General features: G+C 53.4%; 11 protein-coding genes and 1 pseudogene. 10 read left to right on the top strand and 2 right to left on the bottom strand.

Features of this window, described 5'->3' with window-relative positions; translation table 11 throughout:
* Positions 1–21: 21 nt before the first annotated feature.
* The 10 genes and pseudogenes from KNP71_RS04850 (at position 22) to KNP71_RS04805 (ending at position 13338) form a co-directional block, all read left to right on the top strand.
* A complete protein-coding gene (locus tag KNP71_RS04850; protein ID WP_214830130.1) occupies positions 22–3093 on the top strand; it encodes a CgeB family protein in 3072 nt (1023 codons plus the stop codon).
* Positions 3090–5264 (top strand): glycosyltransferase, encoded by a 2175-nt coding sequence (locus KNP71_RS04845; RefSeq protein WP_214714146.1) that lies wholly within the window; start codon positions 3090–3092, stop codon positions 5262–5264. The genes KNP71_RS04850 and KNP71_RS04845 overlap by 4 nt, the downstream gene beginning before the upstream one ends.
* Positions 5265–5405: 141 nt before the next feature.
* Complete coding sequence (locus tag KNP71_RS04840; protein ID WP_021066432.1) at positions 5406–6695, top strand: nucleotide sugar dehydrogenase; 1290 nt, start codon at positions 5406–5408, stop codon at positions 6693–6695.
* A gap of 16 nt (positions 6696–6711) precedes the next feature.
* A complete protein-coding gene (locus KNP71_RS04835) occupies positions 6712–7509 on the top strand; it encodes an ABC transporter permease (protein WP_021066433.1) in 798 nt (265 codons plus the stop codon).
* A gap of 7 nt (positions 7510–7516) precedes the next feature.
* A pseudogene (gene tagH / locus KNP71_RS04830) lies at positions 7517–8293 on the top strand (teichoic acids export ABC transporter ATP-binding subunit TagH); the annotation flags it as partial.
* Between the two features lie 80 nt (positions 8294–8373).
* Positions 8374–9480 carry a non-hydrolyzing UDP-N-acetylglucosamine 2-epimerase gene (gene wecB, locus KNP71_RS04825; protein WP_131471841.1) on the top strand — a complete coding sequence of 369 codons (1107 nt, stop codon included), beginning with the start codon at positions 8374–8376 and terminating at the stop codon, positions 9478–9480.
* Between the two features lie 77 nt (positions 9481–9557).
* Positions 9558–10037, top strand: coding sequence for a hypothetical protein (locus KNP71_RS04820; RefSeq protein WP_021066436.1), 480 nt, complete (start codon positions 9558–9560; stop codon positions 10035–10037).
* A 24-nt stretch (positions 10038–10061) separates the two neighbouring features.
* Positions 10062–11495, top strand: a complete 1434-nt coding sequence (locus KNP71_RS04815; RefSeq protein ID WP_214756250.1) for an MBOAT family O-acyltransferase — start codon at positions 10062–10064, stop codon at positions 11493–11495.
* Positions 11496–11513: 18 nt separating this feature from the next.
* Positions 11514–12755, top strand: a complete 1242-nt coding sequence (locus tag KNP71_RS04810; RefSeq protein WP_214756251.1) for a DHHW family protein — start codon at positions 11514–11516, stop codon at positions 12753–12755.
* 79 nt (positions 12756–12834) lie between these two features.
* Positions 12835–13338: a YdcF family protein gene (locus KNP71_RS04805; protein ID WP_214756252.1), complete on the top strand. Its 504-nt coding sequence runs from the start codon at positions 12835–12837 to the stop codon at positions 13336–13338.
* Between the two features lie 35 nt (positions 13339–13373).
* On the opposite strand, the gene chrA is transcribed toward KNP71_RS04805, so the two are convergent.
* Together chrA and KNP71_RS04795 are read right to left on the bottom strand one after the other, a co-directional pair.
* The gene (gene chrA / locus KNP71_RS04800; protein ID WP_214756253.1) at positions 13374–14558 is read right to left on the bottom strand and encodes a chromate efflux transporter; all 1185 of its coding nucleotides are present in this window, start codon (positions 14556–14558) and stop codon (positions 13374–13376) included.
* Between the two features lie 5 nt (positions 14559–14563).
* Positions 14564–14872, bottom strand: coding sequence for a PadR family transcriptional regulator (locus KNP71_RS04795; protein WP_021066441.1), 309 nt, complete (start codon positions 14870–14872; stop codon positions 14564–14566).
* Positions 14873–14895: the final 23 nt, after the last annotated feature.

Here is a 14895-nt window from a genome sequence, read left to right as displayed (position 1 = left end):
CGCAGTTTGGAGGAAAGACATATGGGTTGGCAAACGAAAGCACGTCGGGCGGCACATCTCGGTGTTCAACGCTCGCGTCGCGTCGGGAAACGCATCATCAACAAGGCGCTCAACCGCGTGACATCTCGTCAAGCGGGACCGATCGTCCCGAATTGGTACACCGCATCGGATGCGGTCCATCTAGAAGGGGCCGACGTCGTCATCTCACGCCCGGAAGCGGTCGTCTTGACGTATCGTCCGGACGAGAAAGAAGACACGATCGACATCAAAAAAGTTTTCTCGAAATCGAATCGGACGATGCACGTCCAGTTCCGCGCGAAGGCGGCCGGTGATGTCACACCTGCCATCAAAGTGTCGCTCTATCAACGGAACAAACATTCACGTGACGTGTTCGTCTACAATCAGACGCCGACCGATATCGCCTTGCTCGCGAACGAGACGAAAGTCCGCTTCACGGTCGAGACGGAAGGAAAAGGCTCGTATAGTGTCATCGAACTGAACGTCAACGGTGTCTCGCTCTGGGACGTCGAAGGAATGGCTTATCACATGCAGGATAGCGATTTCGACTATCGCATCGATTTGACGCCGAAACAGCTCGAATTGATTTCGGCCATCAACCGTGTCGTCGACTTTGAAGATGACAAACTGTTGCTGCACGGTGTTGGTGGCCAATACGTCCACTTCGGTGTCGGCGAATCGGCCCTCCCGCATGTGAACACGAAACGCGCCATCGACTTCCCGCTCGGGGATATGGACGATGACGTCTATCGTTTCTATTTAAAAGGGACGGTGACGGGCACGGCGAACGCCTCGCTGTTCGTCGTCACGTATACGGTCGATGGACAAGATCAAATGATCGAGGTCCCGCTCGGACTGAGTGGCATCATCCGTCTGACACCGAGTCATACGACGGTCCGTTATTTCGTCCGCTTGTCTGGCCACGGTGAACTACATGGTTTGAAACTCGGCATGGTCCGCGAGAAGAGCGTCCGCCGTGAAGAAATTTTATCGCTCAAACCATCGATGTGGACGGTGCCGACACCGGACACGATCAAACTGAAACATAAGCACGACCAGCTCGTCGTCAAGTTGAAAACCGGGGAAGGCAATCGCCGTTACATCTCGTATGCTGAGACGAACAACAGCTTCAAGCTGTTACCGGTCGACTTCTTGTTCGACGTCAAATCGAACAGCCGTTACCGGGTCACGCTCGACGGCGAGATGGGAGAAGGGACAAACGTCGTCCTCTATATCATCACGTACTCGACGGAAGGTCGCTTGAACATGCAGCAAGTCCAACTCGGCTCGGAGAAGATTTTCGAGTTTGAGAAAGAGGCGCGTCGTCTCCGCTTCGCGCTCCGTGTCGACGGCGACGGGGAAGCAGTCATCGACCGGATTCGCGTCACTGAAGAGATCATCAGCGACCGCACGCGTAGCCCGGAATGGCTCGATGTGCGCGAGGCCCGTCTCTTCCGTGCCGTGCCGCGTGAGTTGCACGAATTGAAAGTCGCGGCCATCTTTGATGAGTTCACGACCGCCTCGTACCGCCCAGAATGTGACTTGATCACGTTCACACCGGATAACTGGCCGGCCGTCCTCGCCGATGAACAACCGGACTTCTTGATGGTCGAGTCGGCGTGGAAAGGGAACGCCGGGGCGTGGGAGAAGAAGGTCGTCAAATACGGCACGAACACGTGGGAAGAGCTCGATGGCCTGCTTGAATGGTGCCGTCACAACAACATCCCGACCGTGTTCTGGAACAAAGAAGACCCGATTCACTACGACCGTTTCATCGAGACGGCGAAACGGTTCGACTACGTCTATACGACGGACGAGAACCGGGTCGAGGATTACATCCGCGACTGCGGACACGACCGTGTCGGCGCACTCCCGTTCGCGGCACAACCAAAAGAACACAACCCGATTCGTTTACCGGGGACACGTGAACCGTACGCCTCGTTCGCGGGCTCGTATTACGCGAACCGACACGAGTCACGTCGTCAAGACATGGACCGTTTGTTCGCCGCGGCGGACCGTTACGGCCTCGTCATCTATGACCGCAACTATGAGATGAACCAACGCGGTGAGACGGATCAGCTCCAATTCCCGGAACAGTTCCGTAACTCGATTCGCGGCAGTTTGAAATATAACCAAATCGCGAAAGCGTATAAAGGCTTTAAAGTCATGCTGAACGTCAACTCGGTCAATGACTCACCGACGATGTTCTCGCGTCGTGTGTTCGAAGGCCTCGCCTGTGCGACGCCGGTCGTCAGCACGCGCTCCATCGGTGTCAAACAGATGCTCGGCGATTATGTCTTCCTCGATGAGGGTGACGCCATGCTCGATGAGACGTTCAAGAAGCTGTTGACCGATGACGCGTTCTATGAGGACGTCGCTATGCGCGGGATGCGTCACGTGTTGACGTATCATACTTACACGCAACGTCTCGCCCAAGTCGTCGGGGCAATCGGTATCCCGTATCGTGTCGACCACGCCCGTGTGGCCATGGTCGCCATCGTCCGCTCGAAAGAGGAGATGGAGCGGGTCGTATCGATTTATGAAACGCAAGACTACAAGCATACACACCTCGTCGTGTTCCTCGATAAGTTCGACGGCTATATCGACGTCTATAACGAGTACAACACCGAGACGATTTCGACGTTCATGCTCAGTTATTTGACGCAATATAACGCCTTATCTGAGATTTTGGACGGTTTCGAATGGATGGCGTTCGTGAACCGGGACGACTATTACGGCCCGTCTTACGTGTCCGACTATATTTTGGCGGCGCGTTATGCCGACGCCAACATCTTGACGAAAGGCGACCATTATACGTTTGATGGGACGCTCGAGAAACAAGATGTGGATGCGAGCTATCGCTACGTGTTCGACGCCGTGCCGACGCGATCGCTCGTCAAACCGGCGGCGCTCCGTTTCTACAGCATCCAAGAGGCACTCGACGTGCTGACGAACGATGCGTCGCTCCAAGAGTTGGCCCAGTCCGGCGAGCGGATCTTTAGCATCGACCCGTATCAATACGTCAAAGGCGGAGCCAATCTCTCCGACGAGATGGCCCAGGAGGTAACGTTATGACGAAAGCACCGCTTCGCGTCCTCGTCTATGGGGACGTGAACTTGAACTTGATTGACGGGTCGGCCATCTGGCTGACGTCCGTCGTCCATATGTTGAAACAAGACCCGTCGATTCACGTCGACGTCTTATTGAAACGCTCGATCGTCAAACCGGAAGTGACGGCGTCGATTCGTGAGTTGCCGAACGTCCGCTTCCTCGACGTATTTGGCGAGACGTCACCGAAGAAGGACGAACCGTACTATGAAAAGAAAGTACTCGAGCCGTCTGAAGCGGCCCAACTCATCCATGAGCTCATGATGAGCGGCTCGTACGACTTGGCCTTCATCCGTGGCTTCCAGCTCGCCTACAACTTGTCGGCGTATAAGGACACGATGGCGAAGACGTGGACGTATATCACCGACTTCACCCACGACCATACGCAGGCGTCGGACGAAGAATTGGCCCGCTTGAAGCAAATCGCCTCACGCTCGGCCCGCATGCTCTGCCAGACGTCGGCGATGAAAGATTATTTTGAGACGTTCCTCCCGACGGAGCGGCCGTTCCTCATCTTGAACCCGATGATTCCGAACGTGAAAGAGGCAACGCCATCGTTCACGAAACCGAACGACCGCCTCGTCTATACAGGCAAGTTTGCGCCGCTCTGGTATTCGAGCGAGATTTTGACGGCGTTCGCAAAACTGCGCGCAGCACATCCGACGGCCGAGCTTCATGTCGCCGGTGACAAGTTCAATCAAGACCCGAACAACCCGAACTTCCGCAAAGACGTGACACATCGACTCGGTCACGATCCAGGCGTGACATGGCTGAAAGGAATCCCGCGTCGCGACGTCGAGACGTTAATCGAGTCGAGTGCGGTCGGAGTATCTTGGCGCCATCCGGAACTCGACGCCTCGCTCGAACTGTCGACGAAGCTGCTCGAGTATGGTGCGCTCGGAAAGCCGGTGCTGCTCAACCGTAATCCGATGCATGAGCTCATCCTCGGGGCGGACTATCCGTTGTTCGTCAATTCAGAGTCAGAGTTCATCGACAAGGCGCGTCTCGCGCTCACGGACGCCACCATCTACCGTGAGGCCGCCAAGCGTCTGTATGACATGGCCCAGTATTATACGTTCACGAACACGCATGCGCGCCTCCGTGACGAGCTGTGGGCGATGAAGAAGTTGACGATCGTCTTCGCGGGCCACGACTTGAAGTTCTTGAAGCTGTTCATGCAGAAGTTCTCGGAGAACCCGCGCTTCAACGTGCTCGTCGACCAATGGGACGGCCATAAGATTCACAACGTCAATCACAGTAAGGCGTGCCTCGAGCAGGCCGATATCATCTTCTGTGAATGGGGACTCGGCAACGCCGTCTGGTACTCGGAACACAAGTTGCCGCATCAGAAGCTGATCGTGCGGATTCACCGTCAAGAGAAAGAGACACCGTTCCCACGTCAGTACAACTTGCATAATATCGACAAAATCATCCTCGTCTCGCCGTATATGCTCGAAGAGATGTACCGTCTGTTCCGCATTCCGCGCCACAAGATGACGATGATTTATAACGCCGTCGACGGGAAACGTTTGGCTCAGCCGAAAGTGAAACAAGATTTGACGTTCCACCTCGGTATGATCGGCGTCAACCCGAAACTGAAGCGACTCGATTTGGCGCTCGATTTGCTCGAGCAGCTGTTGCAACAAGATCGTCGCTATAAACTCTTCATTAAAGGACATCATCCAAACGAGATTTATTGGATCAATAAACGGGAAGATGAAAGAGCGTATTACGACAAGTTGCTCGCCCGACTTGAAGAGCCGCAGTTCCAGTCGAGCGTCCAGTTCGATGGACACGGCGATGATGTCGCCGAATGGCTACAAAAGATTGGCTTCGTCCTCTCGATGAGCGATCTCGAGAGCTTCCATTTGGCACCGGCCGAAGCGATGACGTCGGGCACGTATCCGCTCATCCGTCACTGGACGGGGAGCGAGACGATTTATCCGGACGCGTTATTATTGGAAGATGTGTCCGACGCCGTCGGCATCATCCGTTCGTACGCCGACGATTCCGATCGTCTGCTCGAAGCGGCAAAACCGCTTCAAACCTATGCATTTGAGCACTTCGCGGTCGAAACACTTGCTAAAAAGCTAGAACAGCTTATACTAGAGGCGTTGTCCGAAACGGAAAAACATTGATTTGTCATTAAAATGTAATTGCCCGGCTGATTTGTTCAAGAGTATAATGAGTATTGTTTTATTGTCGAAACTGAAATAAAATGATGGACATGCTCGCATCGAGAAATCGCAGGGCACACACACACTTGGAGGTTACTACAAATGAAAGTATGTACAGTAGGTCTTGGGTATATTGGTTTGCCGACATCGGCAGTCTTCGCTAAATACGGCGTCGACGTCGTTGGGGTAGACATCTCTCAAAACGTCGTAGATAAATTGAACCGTGGTGAAATCCACATTGAAGAGCCAGGTCTCGGCGAAGTCGTCGCAGACGTCGTCGCGCAAGGTAAATTCCGTGCGTCACTCTCACCGGAGAAAGCGGACGCATTCATCATCGCTGTCCCGACACCAAACAATGATGACGAGCACAAGTCGTGCGACCTCACATACGTCTTGGACGCGACACGTAAAGTCCTTCCATTCGTCGAGAAAGGCAACGTCATCATCGTCGAGTCGACGATCGCGCCACGTACGATGGACGATTTCGTCAAGCCACTCGTCGAAGAAGCTGGATTCGTCGTCGGCGAAGACATCTTCCTCGTTCACTGCCCAGAGCGTGTCCTTCCTGGACAAATCTTGCATGAGCTCGTGCACAACAACCGCATCGTCGGCGGCATCACGCCTGCTTGTGCGGAAGCTGGCGCACGCGTCTACGGCACATTCGTCGAAGGCGAAATCGTCAAGACGGACGCGAAGACGGCTGAAATGTCTAAACTCATGGAGAACACGTTCCGTGACGTCAACATCGCCCTCGCGAACGAACTCGCTAAAGTTTGTAACGACCTCGATATCAACGTCCTCGACGTCATCGAAATGGCAAACAAACACCCGCGCGTCAACTTGCATAGCCCAGGTCCTGGCGTCGGTGGTCACTGCCTCGCGGTCGACCCATACTTCATCGTCGCGAAGTCACCTGACCTCGCTCAAATCATCAACTTGTCGCGTGAGACGAACGTCTCAATGCCAGCCTACGTGGCCGACAACGTCGAGAAGCTCGTTGCGGGCATCGAAGACGCGAAAGTCGCTGTCTTCGGCGTGACGTACAAAGGAAACGTTGACGACATGCGTGAAAGCCCAGCTGTTGACATCTGTGAGCTCTTGCTCGACCGTGGCGTGAACATCTCGGTTCATGACGGTCACGTCGAGAAGTCGACATCGAGCCGTTTCGACCTCGTCTCGAAAGAAGAAGCGATCGCAGGCGCGGACCTCGTCCTCGTCCTCGTCGACCACAACGAGTTCAAGACACTCGATTTCGCTGAACTCAGCGGAGCGATGCGTCGTCCGATGATCTTTGATACGCGCAACATCGTGAAGCCAGCTGGCGAAGATGTGGCAGTCGTTAACTACGGCAACTTGTACAAATTTACAAAGGAAACGAATCTCGTACGTTGATTCAAGGTGAATTCACATGTTTAAATCCGCGAAAGCTATTCTTTCAGAACTGCAGTCGAGTAAGTATCTGATCATGCGTCTCGCGACGTATGAGACGAAGAGCAACTATTCAATGCAGTACCTCGGATTTTTATGGGAATTCGTCACGCCATTGCTGCAAATCGCAGTCTATTGGTTTGTATTTGGATTTGGTATTCGAAGCGGCAGGCCGATTGATGGCGTGCCGTTTCTGCCATGGCTCGTTGCAGGGATTGTCGTCTGGTTCTTTATTGCCGCGGCAATCACTTCTACGGCTCGGTCTGTCTATTCGAAGATTGGGTTAGTTTCCAAGATGAGCTTTCCAATCTCAACGATTCCTGCTTACGTCCTGTTATCGTTGTTTTATCGCCATGCCATTTTAGTGGCGGTATCCTACGTGTTAATGTGGGCGTTCGGCTATCCGATGGGGCTCCATTCGCTTTGGTTCATATACTTGGCGATCAGTGCTCTTGCCTTACTTTACTCGCTAGCGTTAATCACGTCCGCACTGACGACCATCGTGCGCGACTTACAAAACTTACTGCAATCGCTCATGCGAATGCTCATGTACTTGACGCCGATTTTTTGGGTTCCGACCGGCCGTCTCGCAGAGGTTCTTCAAATCAACCCGTTGTACTATTTGATTGAAGGGTATCGTTCGATGTTCCTCGGGACCGATTGGCTCGCGAACAACTGGGCGTATGGTCTCTACTATTGGGCGATCGTGCTCGTCCTCTTCTTTGTCGGTTCGATGATCCATATGCGCTTCCGTCGATATTTCATCGATTACATTTGAGGAGGCTATCATGTACCAAGTTAAATTTGAGAACGTGTCAAAACGTTATACGTTATACAACAAGCCGACCGACAAATTGAAGGAGATTTTCCTCAATAAAACGAACGGCAAGCAATTCTACGCACTCCGGAACGTCACGTTTGAAGTGCCGCCGGGCGAAGTCGTCGGCATCATCGGCATCAACGGGTCAGGGAAATCGACGATGTCGAACCTGCTCGCGGATGTCATGCCGCCAACCCATGGTCAAATCGAGCTGAAAGGCAAGACGGCGCTCATCGCGATTTCGTCTGGCCTGAACGGGAACTTGACCGGGATGGAGAATATCGAATTAAAAGGGCTCATGCTCGGGATGACGAAACATGAGATTGCCGAGTTGACGCCAGAAATCATTGATTTCGCCGATATCGGTGACTTCATTTATCAACCCGTCAAGACGTATTCGAGCGGGATGAAATCACGCCTCGGATTTGCGATTTCGATTAACATCGATCCGGACATCCTCGTCATCGATGAGGCGCTCTCGGTCGGGGACCAAACGTTCACTGACAAGTGTCTCGCCAAGATGAACGAGTTCAAGGATCAAGGCAAGACGATTTTCTTCATCAGCCACTCCGTGTCCCAAGTCCGACAGTTCTGTACGCTCGGACTTTGGCTCGAGTTCGGCGAGGTCCGTGAGTACGGACCGGTCGAAGAAGTCGCACGCGAATATAACAAGTTTTTAAAATGGTTCCGTAACTTATCAAAAGATCAGCAAGACGCGTTTAAAGCGGATAAGTTGAAACGCCGGACAACCGTTGTCGAATCTACAGAGCTCGGCGAGACGTATATCTTGCCGCCGCTCACAGAAGAGGAGTTAGCGAATCGATGAAAAAAGTAATGACTGTCTTCGGGACACGCCCAGAAGCGATTAAAATGGCACCACTCGTTCTTGAATTGAAGAAACGTGAAGGGGTCGAACCAATCGTCGTCGTCACGGCGCAGCACCGTCAAATGCTTGACCAAGTGCTCGAGTTGTTCGAAATCAAGCCAGACTACGATTTAGATATCATGAAAGACAAACAAACGTTGTACGACGTGACGTCACGCGTCCTCAAAGGAATGGGAGAAGTCATCGCTGAAACGAAGCCGGACATCGTCCTCGTCCATGGTGACACGACGACGACGTTCGGGGCATCGCTCGCGGCGTTTTACAATCAAGTCGCGGTCGGGCACGTCGAAGCCGGTCTTCGCACGTACAACAAGTACTCGCCATTCCCAGAAGAGATGAACCGTCAGCTCACAGGCGTCATGGCCGACCTTCACTTCGCTCCGACGGAAACGTCGAAAGAGAACTTGCTTCGTGAAAACAAGCCGGAAGACAAGATCTTCGTCACCGGAAACACGGCGATCGACGCACTCAAAACGACGGTCCGCGAGGACTACTCGAACGAGTTGCTCGATTCAATCCGTGAATCGGGACGCCGTCTCGTCTTACTCACGGCCCACCGCCGCGAGAACCTCGGCGAGCCGATGCGCAACATGTTCCGCGCTGTGCGCCGTTTGATTGAGAAGTACGACGATATCGAAGTCGTCTATCCGGTCCACATGAACCCGGTCGTGCGCGAACTCGCCAACGAGATTTTGCACGATATCGACCGTGTCCACTTGATTGAACCGCTCGACGTCTTTGACTTCCATAACTATGCATCGATTTCGCACTTGATCCTCACGGACTCGGGCGGCGTGCAAGAAGAAGCACCGTCACTCGGTGTTCCAGTCCTCGTCCTTCGTGACACGACGGAACGTCCGGAAGGCGTGGCCGCTGGTACGTTGAAACTCGCTGGTGTCGAGGAAGAAGTCATCTTCGGTCTTGCCGATGAGCTGCTCTCGGACGCAACGGCTTACGAGAAGATGTCGAAAGCCTCGAACCCATACGGTGACGGGGAAGCATCACGTCGCATCGTCGACGCCATTTTGGCAACAGACTTCTAATAACTTAATGTAAAAGAATAAGAGTTGTCTCGTACATGCGTACGGCAACTCTTTTCTTATAAAACGGAGGAAACGATATGGCAGTCAAAAGAATCCGCCCTGCGATTTATCATTATTATCCGCGCGGTTACCAAAAGGATCATTTACGGATGCGCGAAGAAGGGTATAAGACAGAGGTTACGTTCATGCCGGAGAGTGAGTCCGACTCGATTTACGTGCAACTGTTCGATTTGAAATTCGAGATTCCGCCGTCGCAAATGTTTTTGCCGGACGCGCAGATGGACCCTTGCCAAACGATTGGCCTCGATACGCATATTCACGTGCTCAGTGACAAGACCGTGAAGCTCGAGATGTATTTCATGCAGTATACGAAGAAAGAACGCGTCTCGAATAAACGCTTCAAGTTGACGCTCAACCCGGGCGACAACCACATCGAGGAGTCGATTCCTCAAGTCGAAGGGGCAGAGTACTTCAAACTCTCTTACAAATATGTGATTGAGACGACGGAGCCTCAGACGATTCGACTCGATGATCTATACCTCTCGTTTGAGGAGTAATCTTGTAGGAAGGGACTAACTGATATGCTATTTAGTTCAACCGTCTTTTTATTTTATTTCTTGCCGATTGTACTCGGCCTGTACTTTATCTCACCGCGTCCCATTAAAAACACGATTTTGCTCGTCGCGAGTCTGTTTTTCTACGCCTGGGGTGAACCGCGATTTGTATTGATTATGCTCGCGTCGATCGCGATGAACTATGTCTTCGGACTGCTCGTCGACCGCGACCGTCATCATGAAAAGAAAATCAAGCTATGGATGACACTCATGGTGCTCGGGAACCTTGGGATGCTTGGGGTGTTCAAATATGCGAGCTTCTTCGTCGAGAACGTCAACAGCGTACTCGGTTTCTCGTTGAACGACCCGGAAATCCCGCTCCCGCTCGGTATCTCGTTCTTCACGTTCCAAGCGATGAGTTACGTCATCGACGTATATCGCAAAGATGGGCAAGTCCAACGCAACATCTTTGACTTGGCCTTGTACGTCTCGTTCTTCCCGCAATTGATTGCCGGACCGATCGTCCGCTATCAAACGGTCGCCGATGAGATTGTCGATCGTCGCGAGACGATTGATGACTTCGTGTCTGGGATTCAGCGCTTCGTCATCGGTCTCGGGAAGAAAATGATTTTAGCGAACAGCGCTGGCTACGTCGCCGACCAGATTTTCGGCATGCCGGCCGGAGAGATGTCGACGACACTCGCCTGGATCGGGATTATCGCCTATTCGCTCCAAATTTACTTCGATTTCTCAGGGTATTCAGATATGGCCATCGGGCTAGGGCGTATGTTCGGGTTCCACTTCTTAGAGAACTTTAACTACCCGTATATCTCTCGTTCTGTTTCGGAGTTTTGGCGCAGATGGCATATGTCACTCGGTAGCTGGTTCCGTGACTACGTCTATATCCCGCTCGGCGGAAATCGCCAAGGCGAATGGAAGACGTACCGTAACTTGGCTGTCGTCTGGTTCTTGACTGGGATTTGGCACGGGGCGAGCTGGACGTTTATCGCCTGGGGTGTATACTATGGGGTATTCATCATGCTCGAACGTGCATTCCTTGGGAAATGGTTGAAGGCGATGCCGTCTTGGCTGTCGCTGTCATTCACACTGTTCGTCGTCATCATCGGTTGGGTCTTCTTCCGAGCTGACGATTTCCCGTATGCGATTGCTTACTTGCAGACGATGTTCGGCCTTCACGGCGGACCGCTGTTCGATCAACAAGCGCTCTACTACTTGGTCCAATATGGGGTCGTGCTCTTGATCGCCATTATTGCGGCCACACCGATTCCACGTATCGTCGTCGGGAAGTTCTTGAGTCAAGAACTCGATGACACGAAAACGACGGCGACCCGCCGAATCGTCGGGCTCGTCCGGGTGAGCGGTGTGCTCGTGCTCTTCTTCTTGTCGATTTCGTATATCGTATCGAGCACGTTCAACCCGTTCATCTACTTCCGCTTCTAAAGAGAAAGGGGCAATATGATGCAGAAGCCATTAGATTCTAGAAAACCTAGCCCGCGGCCGATCGAGCAAAAGCCGAAAGGGCTCGAGCAATCCTGGTTCGCCGATTTTCTGTTGCTCGGTGTCTTTTTAGGAGTGATTTTCCTCGGACTGGCCACGTATTGGTTCGGTCAGGATCGGGAAGTATCGGTACTAGAAGGGCGTCAGCTCGCGCAACAGCCGGACGTCTCGGTCAGTGCCGTGCGGGATGGTTCTTATATGGAAGAGTTCGAAAGCTACTCGAGCGACCAAGTGTTTCAACGTGACCGTTGGATGGGTCTGCAGGCAGGCTTCCAAAAGAACGTCTTCCAACAAAAAATCAACAACGGGGTACTCGCCCTCGACAACGGGGTGCTCATCGGTCCGGATGAGCCTGTACGCGGGTTCGATAACATGAAGCGTCTGTTCCCTGAGTTCGGGGCAACGATGCAAGAACAGGATGTCCCGGTCTACTTCGCGTCCGCGCCGAGTAAGCCGGTCCATGCGGCGCAAAACGAGATGATTCCGGACTACGTTATCAGTGGCGACTTAGAGAGCCGAGGCAATCTCCATGACGCGGTCGAAGGAGCCGACTTTGAGCTAATCGACCTCGGAGAGACGCTCTTTGAGCAGCCGATGGAAGACATCTATTTCTATAACGATCACCACTGGAACGTGCAAGGCGCATTCCTCGGGTATCAGCAAATCATCGAACGGCTCCAACAGGACTATGAGGACGTGCCAAAATTAGAGGCGTCCGACATGGAGACGTTCAAAATCGAACAGCCTTACTACGGCTCATACGCTCGTGAGATTTCACTCCCGTACGTCGAGAAGCTCGATTACTTGGAGTGGATGGAACCGAAAGACGGTTTCACGACCGAGGTATGTCGGAACGGGGATGATTGCGGTCATTCGGTCATCGCCCGCGAAGAAGCGGAAGAGACGAACCGATTCGCCGATTTCTATAAAGTGTTCATGAAAGACAACTACGCACAGTTGCGCATCGAGCAGAAAGATCCGGTCAACGACTTGCATGTGCTCGTCTTGAAGGATTCATATGCGAACCCGGTGCTCGGCTTCCTCGGAGAGTCATTCGGAACGGTCTCGGCGATTGACGTCCGCTACGCGGAAGGCAAAGTCGATATCACGGACTACGTCGAAGAGAACGATGTCGACCTCGTCTTGTTCATGCATAACGACCGTATCTCCGGGATGTCTGGGGATTATGAAGATAGCTTTTAACAAACTGCCAATCATCCATGTGATGATTGGCTTTTTTTGATGAGAAGTCGTTATACTAACAAGTAGGCAGGTGAGAGAGATGAAACGACGAACCGCCGACGGGACGTATCGGTACGTCCTCGTCCTCGGCGCCAAAGTGAATGGCATCCAACCATCGAGCGCCTTGCGCTATCGGATTGAGGCGGCCGCTGACTATGCAAAGCGGTATCCGCACGTCGAACTGATTGCTAGCGGAGGACAAGGACCTGATGAAGGGATGGCGGAAGCAGACGTCATTGCCCGGGAATTAATGGCCCGAGGGATTGACGAGACCCGCATCCATATCGAGGCGGAGTCGACGTCGACGGTGGAGAATTTTCAGTTGAGCCGCTCGATTTGGGACGGCGCGCCCGGGCTGACGATCGTTACGAACGACTTTCACGTCAGACGGGCCCGACTCGTCGGGCGGCTATATTTTGGACTCTCGACCGACGCGCTCTATGCGAAGACGCCGACGGCCACGAAACTGAAATACGTCGTCCGCGAACAGCTGGCGTACGTGAAACTGTTCATCAACTATATGCGCTGGAAATGGCGAGCATGACAAAAGGGACTTCATCGAGAAGTCCCTTTTTCGTGTTATAGCGTACCGATGATCATCCCACCGATGACTCCGACGATGACGAGCGCCCAAGGCGGCATCTTCCAATACGCGATCATGGCGAACAAGAAGGCGGCGAAGACGAAATCGACCGCACCGTTGACGGTACTTGTGAAAATCGGCTGATAGAACGCCGCAATCAAAATCCCGACGACGGCGGCGTTAACTCCGATGAGTGCGCCCGCGACTTTCGGGTTGCGACGGAGCGCATCCCAAAACGGCAAGGCACCGAGAATCAACAGGAACGCTGGCAAGAAGATGGCGACCGTCGCGAGCAGTCCGCCCGGCACACCATTGATGACCGTCCCGAGGTAAGACGCGAACGTGAAGAGCGGTCCCGGTACGGCTTGGGCGGCCCCGTAACCAGCAAGGAACGCCTCTTCGCTCAAGAAACCGGTCGGTACGAGCTCACGCTCGAGCAGCGGCAAGACGACGTGACCGCCACCGAAGACGAGTGCACCGGCCCGGTAAAAGCTGTCGAACAGGGCAATCGATTGACTTTCAATCGTCTCACGTAAAATCGGCAAGATGACGAGCAACGCACCGAATAGACCGAGCAGCGTCGCCCCGAGTCGTTTCGAGAGCGGGAATGACGCCGATTTGACGTCCAGGTTGTTCGGTTTGAACAGCAAGAATCCGGCCAGACCGGCGAGCAAGATGACGAGCACCTGGCTATAGGCGGTTTGCCATAACAACACGCCGGCGAGCGCGAAGAACGCGATCGTGCGAGTCTTCGCATCCGGTGTCAATTTGCCGGCCATGCCGAGAATGGCGTGGGCGACGATGGCGACGGCGACGACTTTCAAGCCGTAGAGCCAGCCGGCATCGGAGACGTCGAGTCCCGAGACGAGCAAGGCGAACAAGATGAGGGCGATGACGGACGGTGATGTGAAGCCGATGAACGACGTGATCCCGCCGAGAATCCCGCCTCGGACGATGCCAATCCCAATCCCGACCTGACTACTGGCCGGACCGGGCAAGAACTGACAGAGGGCGACGAGGTCGGCGTAGGCACGTTCGTCCATCCATTTGCGGCGACGGACGTACTCCTCATGGAAATAACCGAGGTGGGCGACCGGTCCGCCGAACGACGTCAGTCCGAGTCGGGTCGAGACGAATAAAATCTCTAGTAACGTCTTAAACGTTACACGTTGTTTAGACATGTGATTCACTCCTTAATCTCTTTAAATAGTTCATACGCTTTTTGACGGGCTTCCGCCAATACGACGAGACCTTTTTCGGTCGTCGTATAGTTCTTCCGGATATGGCCTCCGACGAGCTCATTGGTCCGGACGAGCAGGCCATCCTGCTCCATCGTGTGTAAAATTGGATAGAGCGTGCCGGCACTGATTGAGTAGCCGTGCTCTCGAAGTTCTTCGACCATCCACGCGCCATATACCGGATGTTCGGCAGCATGATGCAAGATATGAATATGAATAAAGCCGAGGAACAGCTTGCGAAGGACGCGGTCTTCCACGTACATCATCTCCTTGAAATCGA

This window comes from Exiguobacterium sp. s56 (genome assembly GCF_018618255.1).
Lineage (GTDB): Bacteria > Bacillota > Bacilli > Exiguobacteriales > Exiguobacteriaceae > Exiguobacterium > Exiguobacterium chiriqhucha.
This window is presented reverse-complemented; position numbering and strand designations above follow the sequence as displayed.

Excerpts from the sequence above, each read along its gene's own strand:
- KNP71_RS04850 (WP_214830130.1), top strand. The coding sequence starts at position 22 with ATGGGTTGGCAAACGAAAGCACGTCGGGCGGCACATCTCGGTGTTCAA.
- KNP71_RS04845 (WP_214714146.1), top strand. The coding sequence starts at position 3,090 with ATGACGAAAGCACCGCTTCGCGTCCTCGTCTATGGGGACGTGAACTTG.
- KNP71_RS04840 (WP_021066432.1), top strand. The coding sequence starts at position 5,406 with ATGAAAGTATGTACAGTAGGTCTTGGGTATATTGGTTTGCCGACATCG.
- KNP71_RS04835 (WP_021066433.1), top strand. The coding sequence starts at position 6,712 with ATGTTTAAATCCGCGAAAGCTATTCTTTCAGAACTGCAGTCGAGTAAG.
- wecB (WP_131471841.1), top strand. The coding sequence starts at position 8,374 with ATGAAAAAAGTAATGACTGTCTTCGGGACACGCCCAGAAGCGATTAAA.
- KNP71_RS04820 (WP_021066436.1), top strand. The coding sequence starts at position 9,558 with ATGGCAGTCAAAAGAATCCGCCCTGCGATTTATCATTATTATCCGCGC.
- KNP71_RS04815 (WP_214756250.1), top strand. The coding sequence starts at position 10,062 with ATGCTATTTAGTTCAACCGTCTTTTTATTTTATTTCTTGCCGATTGTA.
- KNP71_RS04810 (WP_214756251.1), top strand. The coding sequence starts at position 11,514 with ATGCAGAAGCCATTAGATTCTAGAAAACCTAGCCCGCGGCCGATCGAG.
- KNP71_RS04805 (WP_214756252.1), top strand. The coding sequence starts at position 12,835 with ATGAAACGACGAACCGCCGACGGGACGTATCGGTACGTCCTCGTCCTC.
- chrA (WP_214756253.1), bottom strand. The coding sequence starts at position 14,558 with ATGTCTAAACAACGTGTAACGTTTAAGACGTTACTAGAGATTTTATTC.